This is a genomic window from Paenibacillus sp. FSL P2-0322, assembly GCF_037975315.1.
Taxonomy (GTDB): domain Bacteria; phylum Bacillota; class Bacilli; order Paenibacillales; family Paenibacillaceae; genus Paenibacillus; species Paenibacillus polymyxa_B.
Genome location: NZ_CP150243.1, coordinates 3,184,301 through 3,201,895 on the forward strand (window position 1 = coordinate 3,184,301; position 17,595 = coordinate 3,201,895).

General features: G+C 45.2%; 19 protein-coding genes. 2 read left to right on the forward strand and 17 right to left on the reverse strand.

All coding sequences use genetic code 11. The annotated features are described in order from the left end of the window. Positions 1-34: 34 nt before the first annotated feature. From MKY24_RS13755 to MKY24_RS13770, 4 genes are all read right to left on the reverse strand, one after another. On the reverse strand, positions 35-736 hold the full coding sequence (locus MKY24_RS13755; protein WP_023988876.1) for a FadR/GntR family transcriptional regulator: 702 nt from the start codon (positions 734-736) through the stop codon (positions 35-37). Between the two features lie 154 nt (positions 737-890). After that, the gene (locus MKY24_RS13760; RefSeq protein WP_013310435.1) at positions 891-1,910 is read right to left on the reverse strand and encodes an aldose 1-epimerase; all 1,020 of its coding nucleotides are present in this window, start codon (positions 1,908-1,910) and stop codon (positions 891-893) included. 137 nt (positions 1,911-2,047) lie between these two features. Beyond that, positions 2,048-2,851 (reverse strand): MBL fold metallo-hydrolase, encoded by an 804-nt coding sequence (locus MKY24_RS13765; RefSeq protein ID WP_339200203.1) that lies wholly within the window; start codon positions 2,849-2,851, stop codon positions 2,048-2,050. Between the two features lie 126 nt (positions 2,852-2,977). Beyond that, positions 2,978-3,274: a hypothetical protein gene (locus tag MKY24_RS13770; protein ID WP_339200204.1), complete on the reverse strand. Its 297-nt coding sequence runs from the start codon at positions 3,272-3,274 to the stop codon at positions 2,978-2,980. A 163-nt stretch (positions 3,275-3,437) separates the two neighbouring features. Between MKY24_RS13770 and MKY24_RS13775 the strand changes: the two genes are divergently transcribed. After that, complete coding sequence (locus tag MKY24_RS13775) at positions 3,438-4,670, forward strand: aminopeptidase (RefSeq protein ID WP_025722749.1); 1,233 nt, start codon at positions 3,438-3,440, stop codon at positions 4,668-4,670. 75 nt (positions 4,671-4,745) lie between these two features. Here MKY24_RS13775 and MKY24_RS13780 read toward each other — a convergent pair whose 3' ends face one another. The 12 genes from MKY24_RS13780 to MKY24_RS13835 form a co-directional block, all read right to left on the reverse strand. Further along, a complete protein-coding gene (locus MKY24_RS13780; protein WP_023988880.1) occupies positions 4,746-5,237 on the reverse strand; it encodes a hypothetical protein in 492 nt (163 codons plus the stop codon). 154 nt (positions 5,238-5,391) lie between these two features. Then, complete coding sequence (locus MKY24_RS13785; protein WP_076295094.1) at positions 5,392-6,510, reverse strand: glycerol dehydrogenase; 1,119 nt, start codon at positions 6,508-6,510, stop codon at positions 5,392-5,394. Between the two features lie 36 nt (positions 6,511-6,546). Continuing rightward, complete coding sequence (gene bioB / locus MKY24_RS13790) at positions 6,547-7,554, reverse strand: biotin synthase BioB (protein ID WP_053325552.1); 1,008 nt, start codon at positions 7,552-7,554, stop codon at positions 6,547-6,549. Between the two features lie 202 nt (positions 7,555-7,756). Beyond that, entirely contained in the window at positions 7,757-9,058 is a 1,302-nt protein-coding gene (locus MKY24_RS13795; RefSeq protein WP_339200205.1) for a hemolysin family protein, read from the reverse strand. Between the two features lie 388 nt (positions 9,059-9,446). Then, positions 9,447-9,902 carry a spore coat protein GerQ gene (gene gerQ, locus MKY24_RS13800; protein ID WP_023988884.1) on the reverse strand — a complete coding sequence of 152 codons (456 nt, stop codon included), beginning with the start codon at positions 9,900-9,902 and terminating at the stop codon, positions 9,447-9,449. A gap of 56 nt (positions 9,903-9,958) precedes the next feature. After that, complete coding sequence (locus tag MKY24_RS13805) at positions 9,959-10,381, reverse strand: cell wall hydrolase (protein WP_023988885.1); 423 nt, start codon at positions 10,379-10,381, stop codon at positions 9,959-9,961. A gap of 120 nt (positions 10,382-10,501) precedes the next feature. Continuing rightward, the gene (locus MKY24_RS13810) at positions 10,502-10,708 is read right to left on the reverse strand and encodes an SDR family oxidoreductase (protein ID WP_339202421.1); all 207 of its coding nucleotides are present in this window, start codon (positions 10,706-10,708) and stop codon (positions 10,502-10,504) included. Continuing rightward, a complete protein-coding gene (locus MKY24_RS13815) occupies positions 10,624-11,250 on the reverse strand; it encodes an SDR family NAD(P)-dependent oxidoreductase (RefSeq protein WP_339200206.1) in 627 nt (208 codons plus the stop codon). The genes MKY24_RS13810 and MKY24_RS13815 overlap by 85 nt, the downstream gene beginning before the upstream one ends. A 134-nt stretch (positions 11,251-11,384) precedes the next feature. After that, positions 11,385-11,780, reverse strand: coding sequence for a DUF2500 domain-containing protein (locus tag MKY24_RS13820; RefSeq protein ID WP_013371386.1), 396 nt, complete (start codon positions 11,778-11,780; stop codon positions 11,385-11,387). A 188-nt stretch (positions 11,781-11,968) separates the two neighbouring features. Further along, a complete protein-coding gene (locus MKY24_RS13825) occupies positions 11,969-12,151 on the reverse strand; it encodes a hypothetical protein (RefSeq protein ID WP_023988887.1) in 183 nt (60 codons plus the stop codon). A gap of 153 nt (positions 12,152-12,304) precedes the next feature. Then, a complete protein-coding gene (locus MKY24_RS13830; RefSeq protein ID WP_023988888.1) occupies positions 12,305-13,555 on the reverse strand; it encodes a YCF48-related protein in 1,251 nt (416 codons plus the stop codon). A gap of 164 nt (positions 13,556-13,719) precedes the next feature. After that, positions 13,720-15,111: an amino acid permease gene (locus MKY24_RS13835; RefSeq protein WP_023988889.1), complete on the reverse strand. Its 1,392-nt coding sequence runs from the start codon at positions 15,109-15,111 to the stop codon at positions 13,720-13,722. Positions 15,112-15,343: 232 nt separating this feature from the next. Between MKY24_RS13835 and MKY24_RS13840 the strand changes: the two genes are divergently transcribed. Beyond that, the gene (locus MKY24_RS13840; protein ID WP_023988890.1) at positions 15,344-16,273 is read left to right on the forward strand and encodes an L-lactate dehydrogenase; all 930 of its coding nucleotides are present in this window, start codon (positions 15,344-15,346) and stop codon (positions 16,271-16,273) included. A 119-nt stretch (positions 16,274-16,392) separates the two neighbouring features. Here MKY24_RS13840 and MKY24_RS13845 read toward each other — a convergent pair whose 3' ends face one another. Further along, the gene (locus MKY24_RS13845) at positions 16,393-17,496 is read right to left on the reverse strand and encodes a DUF3900 domain-containing protein (protein ID WP_023988891.1); all 1,104 of its coding nucleotides are present in this window, start codon (positions 17,494-17,496) and stop codon (positions 16,393-16,395) included. Positions 17,497-17,595 lie beyond the last annotated feature (99 nt).

The following is a 17,595-nucleotide window of genomic DNA, read 5'->3' on the forward strand; positions in this document are numbered from 1 at the left end:
CATCTGATCATCTGATGTTTAAGAGTAAAAAAATTTATGAACTTCCCATATGCTTTTGCAGCTCCAGCTTGGTGCCGTCCAAATGTTGAATGCTATACAGCTCGGCAGCCTTGCCATCCTGATCCCGGATTGCTTCATATATTTTTTCATGCTGCAAAGTAAAATGATTTTGCATCGCTGGATCGGTAATGAGATTGTTCAACGCCTTGCGAATGGCCTCTACAAAGCTGCCATATACGTCTGTAAGCACCTTATTGCGTGTAGCTCCGGCAACAGCCAAGTGAAAAGTGATATCCGCATCTAAGTACCCAGACAAATCTCCAGCGGCCAAAGTTGCAGCACGACGGTCCAGCGCCGCACGCATTAAGTGTAAATCCTCGTCATTACGACGTAATGCAGCCAATCTGGCAATCTCTAGTTCCAATACACTCCGTACTTCATAAACTTCAATAATTTCAGCACGGCTTAGACGGTAATCCAATGGCTCTTGAGAAGTCGTCGGTTGGCAGACAAAAGTTCCGTGTCCTTGCTTTTTCTCTAATAGACCGGCATGTACCAGAACGCTAACCGCTTCACGCACTGTAGACCGCCCGACTCCGAATAGCTTCATGAGCTCAGGCTCGGTTGGAATCTTTGTGCCCACATTCCATTCACCAGCAGCAATTTTTCGTTGCAGCTGTTCAGCTACTTCATCGGCGATTTGCTTGCGTTTGACGGCTTGAAAAGGAAAATTCATCTGATCATCTCCTGTTTCGTATCATACTATGACTGCTTGGCATTCTGCAACCTTTTTCGTCCTCCTTCCCCATTGTCCCTTACCTGTGCTTTACATACCCAAATAAAGCCTGCACCGTTGGACACGATACAGGCTTATAAGGATAAATTAAATGCTAGGATTTCGATTTATTAGGTGTTATACAATACAAACGGCTGGTTGCCTCAAAAATATGGCCTGGAGCCAGTGCAATCAATCCGATCTCCTCAGCTGGCAGGTCCGGACGATTCGGTGCATTGATCATGTTCATTTGCGGTTCAGGACAGATGAATTCCTTGTTCGCTTTGTTATTCCAGATCATCCAATGCTTATAAGCTGTACCTACATCGTATACGAGGGTAGCCCCTGTCTTACTGTGTGTCAGTTCCATGTAGTTGCGTCCATTTTGCGGAGCTGCCGTGTAATGATTATCCATAGAGGCAAAATAAGGACTAACTCCCGTCGTCTTCAGCAGTTCCTCTTCCGGAGATAAAGGCTGGAACTGACCTGTGGCCAACAACCGTTCCGTCAGCTCACGACGCTCACCGATTGTGACCTTAATCTTGTAATCCTCAGGCGAGCTATCGGGTACGAACGGAACGCGAATCGCTGTGTGAAAGGCAAATAAGTTGGGGATCGGTTGATCGCCCTCGTTATGGATCACATAACGCTGATGCAGGCCAAATTCGTCCAGGCTGTACGTTAACTTCATGGTAAAGGTGAAGGGTAAATAGCGGAACATGGGATGTCCTTCCCTTACATGCTGATTCATTACCACATAGCTACCTTGCTCCCCGGAACCGTAGTCCTCAACCTCCCACCGAACAGTGTGTAAAAAGCCGTGCAGATGGTTGTGGGTCGCCTCTTCATTTATCGGCAGCTCATATGTAACACCATTCCACAGGAATTTTCCATCCTCATACCGATTCGGAGGGAACAGGAAAGGAATTCCGTAAACGGACGGGCTTTGCTTAAAAGCCTCTATGCTCTCAGCATCTGGCTCACGCAGAAAAGAATATCCCGTTTCATTGTCACGAAAAGAAATCAGATTTGCGCCGTTTCCCGGCAGGGCAACCGCTTCATATCGTCCAAATTTAAGACGAATCGCCGGTATTCCATAATAAAGATCACCAATTGCAGCATGTTGTTGTGTCATCAAAAAATCCTCCTTGATGAAATGACGATGTTTAATGAAAGCGTTTAGCTTTTGGCTTGACTATACCATGCTGAGCAAAAAAATTCCACGTCCACACAAAAAACGATGCCCCGCAAGGCATCGTCCTTCACACATCACTACACATAACGGCCCTGTTTGGGTACAGCCATGTGCTCAAAATCTCCCGCCAGTCGCTCCAGCTGATCTGTCAGATCAGCACCACGCATGTAATGGCCATGTCCTGTAACTGCAATCTCAGGCTTTAACTTGGCCAGCATTTCCACCGAACGCTGCGCAGCTTGCCAATCTGTTGTAAAATACGCAGGAGGTCCATGTATTTCTTTTTCCTGTAAAATAACGGCCAGTGCCGATTCCTGTTTCACCGTAATAAAAGCGTCACCGGCCACCATTAACCTTCTTCGCTCATGAAAAAGCGATACATGACCAGGCGTATGTCCTGGCGTATGCAGCCACTTCCAACCAGGGGCACCGGGGACACTGCCATCTTGGGGCAGGGATGTGATGCGATCATCGAGATCTATAGCATCATTGGGGTATAAGAAGGAAATGCCCGACATTAAACCTCCCCCTACACTAGGGTCAGGTTTTTGATAATCCTTCATTCCCGTCAAATAAGGTAATTCCAAAGGATGTGCATAAACAGGTGTACCCCAATGCTGTACCAACTCAATAACCGAACCTACATGATCAAAATGACCATGTGTAAGCACAATAGCGATCGGAGGGCCAGCGAACCGTTCCTCTGCCAGGCGTATAATCGAGTCTGTAAATCCTGTCATCCCCGTATCCACCAGCACCCAGGAGCGGCTTCCCGGCTCTCCAATAAAACACATATTTACAAACAGCGTCCGTAAGCTCAGGAGATCGGGAGCAGCCTCTTCATTTGCCGTCATTCCTTCGGTGAACAGATGATTTGCCAAAGCTTCACCCTCCTATTCACATGGAATTTCCTGTTAATATCGACCTTTAGGCTTCCCCCATGTCAGCAGATTATGCGGACACTGCTAAATATAATCCGCTTGTCACGAAAATAGACCATGTTTACATTACTCGGGTAATTTACTCCATGCCGTATCTAGCAAATAGTCGAACAAATCATCATTCTCTTCAATCCAGCTATCCATTTTCAGCATCTCTTCCTCCACCCGTGGCTCTCCCGCAAAATGGAGACTGTAATCCCATTCCTTTCCCCTTTTACTGTGGAATGTGATTTCATATACAGAACTCTGTCCGTCTACTCCAAATACCACTTGGCCCAGATAAGCACCATTCTCATCTCTTGTCATTTGTGCCTGTTGAATATGTACTTCTTTCACTTCCTGAGGTGAATTTTGCTCTGTCATTCATCTATCCGCCCTTTCATTTTCACTAAATAGTACCAAAACTGATTTGTGAACCTTTTCGTTACATTGTACAATATATAAGCTATGTGTGGAATTTGCAAAAAAAACTGCGCAAGTTACCCAAGCCTTGTTTAAGGCTTTTCGTGAAATGGAGGAAAGTTACATGTCAGATTTTCAACAAAAATTGCAAAAATATGCCGAGTTAGCCGTTCGGGTCGGCGCCAATGTACATCCTGGGCAGACACTCATCGTTCATGCGCCAATCTTGTCCGCCGAACTCGTGAGACTTATCGTCAAATCAGCGTATACTGCCGGAGCCAAGCTGGTTACAGTAAAATGGAGTGATGAGACCATTACTCGATTACAGTATGAACTAGCTCCTGATGAAACTTTTAATATTGCTCCCAAATGGTACGCAGCCGAAATGACTGAAGAGGTCGAAAATGGCGCAGCTGTACTGCATGTCATTGCAGAAAATCCGGATTTGCTTAAAGGGATTCCGTCCAGCCGAATTACTGCTGCCCAGCGCGTGCGGTCACATGAATTACGTCAATACCGCGAATATCAAATGGCCGACAAATTCAGTTGGTCTCTGATTGCTTATCCTTCAGCAGAGTGGGCTGCCAAAGTATTCCCTGATCTGCCAGCTTCAGAGCAAATGGATAAACTGTGGGATGCCATTTTCAGCACCGTGCGTGTGGATCTGGATAACCCCGTGGAGGCGTGGAAAGAGCATTTGAAAACCCTTTCCAGCAAATCTGATATTTTAAATGCCAAACGCTATAAAAAGCTGCATTATCTGGCTCCAGGCACAGACCTCACCATCGAATTGGCAAAAGATCATCTGTGGGTAGCAGCCGAAAGCGTCAACCAACAGGGACATACTTTTGTAGCCAATATGCCTACTGAGGAAGTGTTTACAGCTCCGCTCAAAACGGGAGTGAACGGTAAGGTCAGCAGCACCAAGCCACTTAGCTACAGCGGAAATATCATCGACAACTTTTCATTGACTTTTGAAAATGGACGTATTGTCGATGTACAGGCAGAGACCGGTTTGGAAACTCTTCAGCATCTCGTAGAAATGGATGAAGGTTCACACTATCTGGGTGAGGTTGCTCTCGTACCTCATAAGTCACCTATCTCTGATAAAAATATTTTATTTTATAATACGTTGTTTGATGAAAATGCCTCTAACCATTTGGCCATCGGTAATGCCTATGCATTTAACCTTAAAGGCGGCAAGGATATGACTCAAGAGCAGTTGGCTGCCAACGGCCTGAATTCCAGCCTGACACACGTCGACTTTATGATCGGTTCAGGTGAAATGGACATCAACGGCGTTACCGAGGACGGTACTGAGGAACCTATCTTCCGTAAAGGAAATTGGGCGATCTAACACGGCAAAAAGGCTCTCACCGCTTCATGCGGGAGAGCCTTTTTGCTTCATCCTATAGGCTATGTTAGATCTATTTTACAACGTGTTAATCCAAGAATTCGCTGCAATTCCAAAAACAATTTGTATCACGCTGATGATGAAAAAGACAATAAGACAATTTACAACTCTTCGATTGGTGGTTTGATGCATGGATAAAGATGATTTCACATAAAACATACTGCCTAATATCCCCAAACACAGACCAAAGATGCCAGCAAATAGCCATCCTATAACTAAACTGACCACGACAAAAGCCCAACTCCAGCCGGGAACTTTACTCACAGGAACATAAGGTTGATTGGACCCAAGATACACACCGTCCACGGCTAAATCTGCTTTGTTGCCAATGACAACAACATTTACAGCTTTTTCTTTCAATCTAATTGGAAAATCAATCAAGTTCAAAAATGCGTTCTGGCTTTTAACCTTCTGCTCGCTTCCATTTACAATAATTTTTCCGCCAGTTAAGCTACGCTTGTACTCAATACTATATTGAGTACCTTGATCTTCTACATTCCATTTTGCCATCGCTAAACCCCTCTCAAATTTTAGGGGAGCCATAAATATACTCCCGGCATTTCCTGATTATGTACCATAAAAATCATAACATAAGCTGCAAGTTAAATAATGGGAAAAAGGCCGCTGATCAGCGACCTTTGATTCTACTTTATTTCGTATGGGGTTAGTTTCTATATCCAATTTTAGCCTTGTAGGCAAGTGAATACTGGTCAGCCGCTAAAATCGCATCAAGCACATCATCCGCTGTGACAGCAAATGGTAGATTGTGAGCAGTTTCGCCTTCTTTGGTAGCAGCCTGAGCTACCCGGTACAAATCCTCTCGGGAAGCTTCCTGGAGCTTAATGTCTTCCAGCGTGACAGGCAGATCGAGTTTTAGATAAAAGTCAATATACCGCTCCACCTCGGACAAAGGTCTTTTTTCCAAGGCAAGCTGGACTAAGGTGCCAAAAGCTACCTTCTGACCATGTGTCAGGTGATGAATGTCTCCTTCCAGAACGGTAAAACCATTGTGAATCGCATGTGCGCCTGCCAAACCGCCGCTTTCAAAGCCCAAACCGCTTAGCAACGTATTGGCTTCCACTACCGCTTCAAGCGCAGGTGTGACGACTTTGCGTTTCACGGATTCGTAAGCCTGCAGTCCGTAATCGAAAAGAACTTCCTCACACTTGGACGCAATGGCTTCTGCCGCCAAGGTTGGCAAACCACCAGCCATTGTCGTTGCGCGAGCTTCAATGACCGCACGGGCTTCAATCCACGTCGCCATAGCATCTGCAATGCCTGAGGAGAGGAACAAAGGCGGTGCTTGAGAAATGACTTTCGTGTCCACCAAAATCAAGCTAGGATTTTTACTGAAAAAGGAATAGGTATCAAATGCACCCTCATCGGTGTACAAAACGGATAGTGCACTGGTGGGTGCATCTGTAGAAGCGGTTGTTGGAATAATCACAACCGAGGAACCGAGTAGTTCATTAACGGCTTTGGCAGTATCCAGCGTTTTACCACCACCTACACCAATGACAATGTCGACCTGGGCGCTTCGTCCCTGATCCGCAATACGGTTGACTTCATTTTTGGATGCTTCCCCTTGAAACTCAATTTTAACCGCCGTAATATCAGTCTGTTCCAGACTTTTTACCACGCGGTCGGCTGCAATCTCCCAAACCAGCTTGTCCGCAATAACCAAGGCAGTATGACCAAATGGCTTAACATACTCACCAGCTTTATCAATCACATTTTTCCCTTGCACATATTTACCTGGACTAATAAATACTTTTTCGCTCATCGTTTAACTCTCCCTTCCAAGTTTGTACAATTTCTATTATACGGCTGAAAGGGCACACATCTCAATTTCGAAACCAAGATCTTCAATCATTTGATGATCAAATGTGACCTCTTGGCCTTCTGTCGTTAAATAATCTCCTACAAAAATTGAATTCGCTGCATACAGGCATAGCGGTTGTAACGAGCGTAAATTCAACTCTCGTCCACCTGCAACGCGTATTTCTTTGGATGGACAGATGAAGCGGAACAGTGCCAGCACCTTCAAAGCTTGGATAGGTGATATTCGCTTTGCTCCCTCCAACGGGGTTCCAGGGACTGGATTCAAGAAGTTAACCGGAATAGAGTCAGCATCTAACTCCCGTAAGGCATAAGCCATTTGAACGATTTCCTCATTCGTTTCCCCCATCCCGATAATAACGCCAGAGCATGGAGACATTCCGTGAGATTGAGCCATTTTCACAGTTTCGACGCGTTGATCGTATGTATGTGTGGTTGTAATCGAGGGATAGTTGGCCTTACTTGTATTTAAATTATGATTGTATCGATGTACCCCAGCCTCTGCCAACCGACGTGCCTGATCTCCCTTGAGAATCCCTAAGCAGGCGCAAATTTTGAGCGGCATCGTGCGATTAATTTCTTGTACTGCCTCAATCACCTGATCCAGTTCTCGATCTGTTGGACCTTTGCCGGAAGCTACGATGCAATAGGTCCCTGCTCTCCGCGCTACTGCTTCCCTAGCTCCAGCCAACAGTGATTCCTTGTCCAACATACTGTACTTGCTCACAGGCGCCGTGGATACGATAGATTGTGAGCAATAACCGCAATCCTCCGGGCATAGGCCACTTTTGGCATTGATGATCATGTTGAGCTTTACTTTTTTTTCATAGAAATGATGCCGCACCCGAAATGAAGCTTGCATAATCGGTAATAATTCTTCATCGTCGGCTTCCAGTACCGCTATGCCTTCTTCCAGCAATACACGGCTGCCGTGTATTGCTTTTTCAGCCAACGAGTCCCATTCTATAACCTTGTTTAGTAAATTCATACTTCTTGCCTCCCAAAATTTAATGATCATGTAAATGGATAAGATTTTCAGCGTAGAGAAATTCTTTTTTATTGTCAACCTAAAGAATTATAATAAGGTTGACAATTACACGAACATCATATCAATTCATGTCCTTTCTGTAAAGGAGACAAATTAAAAAGCGACCCCACATCGTTCAAGGTCGCTCTCTAGATTTATTCCGTTATGAGACTCCTGCTTCTTCCACGATGATAGGCTGTTTTATCAGCCGAATACGTGAAATCCGCTTGTTTTCAACTTCTTCTACCGTGAACATACATCCCTCAAACACTACAGACTGGCCAGGCAGTGGGGGAATAACCTCGACATGTGAGTATAGCCAGCCCCCTACCGTATCATAATCCTCATGATCAAGATCCAGTCCAAAGCGATCGTTCACTTCATCAATTAATAACATGCCGTCAATGGAAAATTCCTCGTCATTAATCTGCTCACAACTTGGACGCTCCTGATCGAACTCATCCTGAATTTCACCAACGATTTCTTCCATAATATCTTCCAGTGTTACCATACCCGATGTACCGCCATATTCATCAATCAAAATTGCGATTTGCGTCTTGCTACGCTGCATACGTTTGAGCAGATCACTAATTTGCGTAGATTCAGGGACAGCAAGAATCGGTCGAATCATCGTACGGGTATCCAGTGTGTTCGCCCGTAGAAGGTCCTTAATATGGATAAAGCCGATAATATGGTCCTTATCTTCGGCGCAGATTGGATAACGGGTTCTCATGCTTTCCGTCGCAATCGCGAGATTTTCTTCTGTGGACTCATTACTGTATAAGCAGATCATCTCAGTTCGCGGAATCATGATTTCCCTGGCGGTCGTGTCGGTAAAATCAAATATATTATCAACAAGCGCCAATTCCGTATTATCAATTAGTCCGCTCTTATTGCTTTCTTTCATCAGAATGCGTATTTCATCTCCGGTATGCGCGGAATCGTCATTCTCGGATACCGGCTCCAGACGGAATAAACGCAGCAGGCTGTTCGCCATTCCATTCAACGCCCATATGAATGGATACATCAACTTGTAAAACCAAGTCATCAGCATGGCTGAATACAGCGTAATGGTCTCAGATTTACGAATAGCTATCGTTTTGGGCGCCAATTCACCCAAGACAATATGCAGAATCGTAATGACAATAAATGCAATAACCACGGCAGTACCGTGCACATATACCGCTCCTAATCCGGCGGCTGTAAATACAGGTTCGATCAAATGTGCGATGGCCGGCTCTCCGATCCATCCTAGTCCCAACGATGCTAGTGTAATACCCAACTGGCAGGCAGACAAATAAGCGTCCAAGTTGTGTAACATTTTGGCGGCGTACACGGCCTTTTTATTGCCCGCTTCCACCAATGTTTCAATACGGCTGCCTCTGACCTTCACCATGGCAAATTCCGCAGATACAAAAAAACCATTCAATAGTACTAATGCAAAAACAATAAATAAGTTAAACATACTCGGTAAAGGGTCACTCAATATGCTCCCCATCAGCCGTCATTACGGCAGACAGGCGCACCTCCTTCGGATAGTTTCATCATAGACAGAACGATAACACATCATAAGCAGCGTCAACTTCCCAACACATTCACTCCTTCCGGCTTCCAAAGCCATATTCCGCATAAATGATTAGATCATTCATCAGCTTATATTTAATTATATAACTATACTCTATACAGTCAAACCACAAGCAATGTCAGAAAAAACAGCTCCTCTATCATTTAGGTTGTAAAGCTCTCGTTTTCGCCGCTTACCATCAAGAAAGCTACTATATTTGAGAAAGATTATAAACAAAATACATCCCCTGCCGTCTGGCAGAGGATGTAGACTCATATATATGAAGGCATCAGCGAACCGGGGATGCACCCGGGTTCCCGATGACGCCGGGATATTGGTACAACAACGGCTCATCAAATGTTGCATAGTCCAGGTTTAGCATTAGTAGAATGGTCCGTTTGCCCGTCGCCGGATCACTAATAATAATGTGGTCCCGACCTGCTGCTTCCAGAATGCCTTTGAATATTTTCGCATTCCATTCCCGGTTATTTTCATAGGTCATATAAAAAGTTCCCGTTTTTCCTAAGTTCAAGCGTAAAATATTTTCGATGTATGATTGCTCGTATTGCGGAGTCTGAACCTGCACTACGGTACCCGTTGGTGTCATAGGGCTGCCACTACTTACTTGAGGTGGAAAGCCAGTCATAGGCTGCATGGTTCCGATTGGAGTCATCCCTCTTGGCCATTCGGGATACCCATTGCCGGAAGCATAAGATACGGGACGGTAAGCTTGCTGTGAAATCATGTAAATTCCTCCTAAAATGGTTTAAATTTAATTCTTCAAGCCATTCTGTAAATTGTCTAATATACATTAGGACAATCCTGTACAGTCGGGCTAAAAAAGCAGTGGGCTTTAAAACGTCCGGTATTGACCTGGCTATACCAGGTATCTGGGCAGTCTCCGGCAGGTCTGAAAAACCATAATGAATTGGATGCCGGACGTATTTTCTCTCCATTGATTACACGCTGGGCAAGTCGAATGTCCCGATCACGGGCTTTCTGATAAAAATACCCCTTCTGAGTAGCCTCAAACCCGCCGGGGCTTTGAAACACCATGTCATTCATCATACGTATGCCCTGGAAATCCAGGCAATTGGATAAAATCCGGTTCACCCCAACATTACCGACCATGAGCATTCCCTGCTCTCCTTCGCCTTCGGCCTCAGCCCGCATCAGTCGGGCGAGGGTCCTTACATCCTCTGAGTTGGTCTTGATTACAGCCACCGCGTCCCCTCCTCGCTTCTCCATCACATACCCTATCGTATGGTACAAATGCCCAATGGGTGACAGTCCAGAAAAACAAAAAAATAGCCCCAAGACTGGGACTACTCATTTAGGCTTTTATTATGGCTCATAAATCATTTTGCGCGTCATGCCACCATCTACTACCAGATTCGTGCCTGTTACAAAATCATTGCCAGGTTGTGTCAAATACAGACAGGCCCGTGCGATGTCTTTAGGGGTTCCTACTCGCCCAGACGGATGCTGTTGATGGTCTTCTGCACGCAGTTGCTCATAATCCCCGGTTTCAATCCACCCGGACTGATGCAATTGACCTGAATCCCGTCCTTTCCTAGCGACATAGCCATCGCGTGTGTAAGGGCCGCAATGGCTCCTTTGGATGCCGCGTAGGCTTCTGTATCCGGCTCTGACATGAAAGCTCGTGTAGAGGTCATATTGACCACAGAGCCACCTTCTACGTTTCGTTTCATTACCTTAGCCGCTTCCCTAGTGGCAATAAAACAGCTGCGTACGTTTGTATTCAAAATGTCATCCCATTCTGCTATCGTTAACTCATATGGAGATTTCCATTTGGACACGCCAGCGTTGTTAATTAGCGTATGAATCGTACCGTATTCTTCTTCCGTGGCACGGATTAGCGCCACTATATCTTCTTCCTTCCGCACATCACAAGGAATAAAAATGGCCTGATAGCCTTCGTTCCGGGCTGCTGCAGCGGCTGCGGCACCCTCTTCCTCATTGTGGTCCGCAAATACAACATGGGCACCCTGAGCAGCGTAGGCAAAAGCGACCTCTTTCCCGATGCCATGCGCCGCTCCTGTTACAATAACAACTTGTCCCTCAAATGACACAAATCATTCCTCCTCTGAACTACTCTGTTCTAATATATATGTACCAAAATGTGCTGTACAAGAAACATCTACAGCCCCCTACCCTGATTTCTCGCAGAAGGCTGTAAATGAATCCAAGAACATTAGACTGAAATCTACATTTTAACCTGTTCCAAGCTATAGCGATTAAGACGCTGAAACCCGATATACCTTGTACCCTGAAAAGTAAGCCGTCCCTCATCACCTTCAGCGCATTGACCATATTCTTCCCCAGATACCTTGAACTCCATCCGGTCGCCACTCTCCACCTCGAAGGTTACGTAATAGAAAGTATAGGTACGAGTCCCTTGTTCCTCCTGCCGCCTCTGTTGGAGATGTGTCCTTCTGGCTGTAATTCGGGAACCGACCGTCAATACAGGCTGTCTTTTATTCCGACTCCATTCCATGACTTCCCTGCCTGCAGACAACACGACAATTCCCAACACGACAACGAAAAATACGGGCAGTACCGTGCCCAGCCAATCGAACATCCATAATGACTCAAATCCCATGCACCGCACTCCTCTCCGCCAGGCATTCCACAGGGAAACTACCGGGCATCCTGACCTGACCTAAGCTTTCTATAACAGTATATGTATGTTCCTGCCCAAATTTGATAGCAACTCTCAAGAACGCCAAGAGCCCCCACGGAATAATCCGGGAGGCTCAAGATATGGCGATATCAGAATGATGCATCGATTTACACATGTACAAGCTGGAGATAACGTTGTGTTTCATTCAGAACTTCATGATCTTCGTCTTCAGCGTAACGCTCTGCACACTGCTTGCAGTCCTCTTCAGTCGTGCAACCATAGGCATCCTGGCAAGTATAACAAAATTGAAGGTAGTATTGGGTTAACATATGATCCTGATTCGCTCTCATGATTATCACTCCTATCGTTGTTTACAGGTTTAGTATAACAGCGGCTTATTCGTTGGTTTGTGATTTTTTTCACATATAGTCGTATAAAATTTAAATTTTTTAAAAATAAAACGCCCTGGGAAAAACACCCCAGGGCAATCAGCTTTATAGCGATTATAAAATTCTCCAGTTCGCACCGCCGTCCGTCGTTTTCAGCAGCAGTGATTTCTTGTCATCAAGGCGTTCCAAAAGGAGCCAACCCACCGAAGAAGAAGCGAAACGGAGCTTGACTGAACGTGGGTAGTCTTTTAGCTTCAAAGGTAGCACTTTGTTGCCTGTGAGACTTGTCCACGTCTTTCCCCCATCCAATGTACGGCTCATTCCGGTTTCAGTTATGATCCACCCTTCCTTTTCGTTTAGAAACGTACGTCCAGGGATAATAGAATTAATGTTGCTACTCAGACCCAAAGGCACACCGCTCCATTGGGCCCCTGTATCATTTGTAAACAGTCCATTATATTTTGTGCCGTTAGCCCCATAGCAAAGAACCGGAATCCAATACGAGGAACTGCTCCCTTTCAGAGACTGCTGAGCTTCTGCTTTGGCCTGAGGGCAGCCTTGTATTCTGTTAGCTACCGGAGTCCAGGTTTTCCCTTGATTCGAAGTCTTGTATAACTTAACACTGCTATCCAGATTGATCGCTACAAATCCCTGATTGTTGGAAGAAAAGCTCATTCCTGCCAGACTGCCCCGATCGGGTAAACCTGAGCCTGTTTTGTTGGATGTCGTACCAGAACTTTGCGCAACTTTATTCCACGTGGCTCCCCCGTCAGTGGTGTGATACAACAGTTTTTGTTGATCCTGCTCATTCAGTTTTACATATGCCATGATCCAGCCAGTAGTTGGATTTACATATTGAATCGAGCTCACATGATCCCCGCTTGGAAGCGCTGAAACATCCCAGCTCTGTCCTCCATCTGCTGTTCTCAGAATGACGGTTGCTGTTTTGTCCAAATTTTGACGGACAACCCAACCGTGACGAGAATCAGTGAAACTGATGTCCTTTCCATATTCAAGTTTGTCTTGAAATTGGACATTTTCGGAGGGGGAAATATTATTCCATGTCTTTCCGCCATCATGAGTATCATAAAGCCGGAGCTCATTATGGGTAACTCCCCAAACTAACCCTTTATTGTTATCAATTAAATGAAAATCCGCTATTCGCGTCTGAACTACATATTTGGCGTTGGGATCGCCCACCTTTGGAGTCACTGGTGGATTAATAGTAATCGTCTGACCCTGGTCATCAGGTTCCTCAATCGGAGGTTTAGTTAACGTTTCTGGGGCTTCAGCAGAACAGGCAGTCAGTAGAATGCCCGTCAGTAGCAGTACTCCCCCTAAGAGCGCACGCCAGCGCAGTTTCATATAAAAATCCTCCCTCGATGGCATGCTGTAATCACGTGCCAAAAGCTTATCTGAAACAGAATTATACCATAAACGCCTCTATGTGACACTTTTCGCGTAATGTCAAAAAAAACCGGACCCTTCACAAAAGTGCAGGATGCCGGCTTTTTTTATACTAGAATTTATTAAGATTTACGGTTCAACAAACTTTTGTGGTATCCATAGAAGAAATAGATCAGCAATCCAAGCAGGAGCCACACAATGAATCCAATCCAGGTGCTAATATGAAGCTGAAGCATCAGACCGATGCAAACCAAAGCACTTAAAAGCGGGAGCAACGGCACCCACGGCACGGTAAAGCCTCTTTTCAAATCAGGGCGTTTCTTGCGCAGCACGATAACCCCTACCGATACCACAGCAAAAGCGAACAGGGTTCCAATACTCGTCAAATTGGTCAGTGCATGTAATGGAAACAATCCACTAGCCAATGCGATAATGCTGCCCACCAGCCAAGTGCTTCGTATCGGTGTTTGAGTTTTGGCATTTATTTTGGATAAAAAAACGGGTAAAAGGCCATCACGTGACATAGAGAAAATTAACCGCGTTTGACCAAACAACAGCACCAGTAAAACGGTGGTCATCCCCGCAATCGCACCGACTGAAATCAATCCGGCAACAAAATCCTGATGAATAAAGCGGAGAGCAAACGCAACAGGATCACTTACCCCCAACTGCGTATAAGGTACCATTCCAGTTAGTACAACTGAAACCGCAATATACAGTACCGTGCAGATCGCTAGAGAAGAAATAATGCCGATGGGCATATTCCGCTGCGGATTGCGAACCTCTTCGGCTGCAGTTGAGATGGCATCAAAACCCAGATAAGCAAAAAATACGATTGCCGCAGCACTCAAAACACCAGAAAAACCATAAGGCAAAAATGGTGTCCAGTTGTCAGGCTTAACATAAAAGATACCGATCCCAATAAATAGCAATACAACTCCGACTTTAACACAAACCATTATTAAATTGAATCGGACCGTCTCCTTGGCTCCGAGACTCAGTAACAGTGTAATGAGCATAATGATGCACACGGCTGGTAGATCAATAATGGTTCCCTTAGTTGAATCGAAGGCTGCGGTTAAAGCCAGCGGTAAATGTACATCAAATCCAGCCAGCAAGCCTTGAAAGTAAGCAGACCATCCACTACTCACAGAGGCGGCCGCCACTCCGTATTCCAGAATCAGGTCCCACCCCAGTACCCAGGCCAAAATTTCTCCAAATACAATATAACTATACGCATAAGCGCTCCCAGCTGCGGGAACTGTAGATGAAAGCTCCGCATAACACAAGGCTGCTAGTACGCAGGCAATACCTGCAATAACAAAGGAGAGCATCAATCCAGGACCTGCATTTTCTGCTGCTGCCTTGCCAGTAATAACAAAAATCCCAGTACCGATAATACATCCTACACCTAGCATGGTGAGATCAAAGGCACCCATTGTTCTCTTTAAGTGACCTGTAGATCCGCTTTCCTCATGCGGGAGCAGTCCTGTTTTTTTTCGAAATAAGTCCATATGCCGAATCCTCTTTCCATAATTTCATGCGTCAATATCGGTGCTGCAACGCTTTAGTGCGTGTTCTTATCATTCGATTAATTATTAGCGAGCTCGTCTTTGAAGTCAAGGAAAAATGTCATATTTCTTTGCGGTGGGTAAATATATACGGTACACTAAGTTGGAAAGATAAATTTTTAAGAAATACCCCAAAATGAAAAGGTATTCAACCCGAGAAGGAGATGAGGATTTTATGAGCTTAAAACCTTACAAACGAAGTAGAGTGGCCATTGTCGGCATGGGAGCGGTTGGTACAACAACCGGCTATACCCTACTGCTGCGCCAACGCATGTCAGAACTTGTCTTTATTGATGTCAACGTCAAAAAGGCGAAGGGGGAAATGCTCGATATGAATCATGGGCTTCCCTTTCTCGGTGGTGTCAAAGTGTGGGCAGGTGATTATGAAGACTGCCGTGATGCAGATATCATTATTGTTACAGCAGGTGCTTCACAAAAGCCTGGAGAAACGCGCATTGATTTGCTGAAGCGCAATGCCGAAATATTTGAAAGTATTATTGATAATATCGTCAAGGTCAATACACATGGCATTTTGCTGATCGCTACCAATCCAGTGGACATTCTCTCCTACATCTCTTGGAAACGCAGTGGTTGGCCTTCAAGCAGAGTCATTGGGTCAGGTACGTTGCTGGACAGCGCACGCTTCCGTTATTTGATCGGGAAGCAAAAGGGCATCGATCCACGAAGCATCCACGCCCATATTATTGGAGAACACGGTGACTCCGAGTTACCTGTATGGAGCACAGCCAACGTAGCTGGAACTCCACTGGAACTGGGTGAAGAAACGAAAAATGAAATTTTTGAAAATACCAAGAATGCTGCCTATGAAATTATAGATGCTAAAGGCGCAACTTCTTATGCTATCGGGCTGGCTCTCGACCGAATCGTAGCCGCCATTCTCGGGGACGAGGGGTCGGTACTTAATGTGTCCACCTTGCTGGAAGATTATAACGGAGTATCTGACGTATATTTAGGTGTTCCAAGTATCGTAGATCACAATGGGGTACGTGAAATTTTGGATCTTCCGCTCAATGACGAGGAACGTGCAAGATTGCTTCAATCTGCGGACAAGCTGAAGAATCAAATTAGCAAAGTTCATATGTAGATCGCGAACATAAATACTAAACAAAACTGGCCTCCACAGCGGTAATATCCGTTGAGAGGCCAGTTTTTTAGTCATTATAAATGTAAAAGTTCAGTTTGTCGTCCTGCTATGCATTCGAATTACCAAGGTGGCGTACCGCCATCCACGTCTTCATTTTCATGCTGGCGTTTCTCTTTTAGCCGCTCAGCCACCGTTTCAAACGATTCAGGTTGGAGCAACTCAATCGGTGAAAATCCCTTTTCAAACGTAAATGCATCACCTTCAATAATAAGTGCATATCTATCATGAAGTTTCGTGATATGCAGTTTGGCGCCAAAGTCGGACAGTAGCCCACGCACGGCCGTATCATCTAGTTTGAAACGAACTTCAATTTCTGGTTTCAGCTCGACAATATGCTGTGCAGCCTCTACGACCTGAAGGGGTTCCCATTTCCCTTGCAGATCCCGTTTTTCGCTAGCCGCCCACAATTCCAGATCGCGCTCTTCCTGCTGTCTTTCCTCATTAGATGCATCCGGCCATTTGGTTTCTACATAGTTCTGAACGAAGCCCATGACATGCTCATTGACGATTTCCGGCATGGATTGCTCATAGGTCACGAATTTCAAAAAATCTTCAAAATACCGGGCATGCGAAGACTGGTGAATTTTAAGCTCCCACTCATCGTTCATCCCTTCCTCAAGCATGTAAGGATACATGATGGATTTCATATTACGGGCAGAAATAGCCATTTCGACCTCACTCACCAGACTACTTTCAGTAATTCTGGCAATTTTAGGTTCGAAATCACATTTAAGCACAAAAATAAACGGATCATCCGAGTGTGTATTCAAGGTAGCCTGTACAATAATCAGCGCTCCGCCGCGTACTGCGCTCGTATCCAGATACATCCGCACCAAATCGTCACAAGCATTTTTAAAATCTTCCTTATCCTCTGCTGCCCGCAGTCGGGCGAACATATTGAAATTCGGATTACTGCTCAATTCATGCTCCGGTTCGACGATAAAGCGGCCGATTTTGGTCGGTGCCTGCTCTGTGCTGGGGTTTTTTTCAACCTTACGCTTGCTAATACGAGCAAATTCCCCGTCCAGAAATTTTTTAACATCGCTTTCGTCATAATCGTAGTCGTCCATTGTAGCGTAATGCTTATAGGACTTACCACCCTGTCCTTCTTTTCCATCTACCTGAATTACAAAAAAAGATAAAAAATCTACTTGAAAGTTCATTTACGTTCCATTCGCTCCTTTTCAGGCATGTACGCGTAATTATATCACTATGATTTTAAAAGGTACATCGGATTCAGATCCCTATTACTAGATAAACAT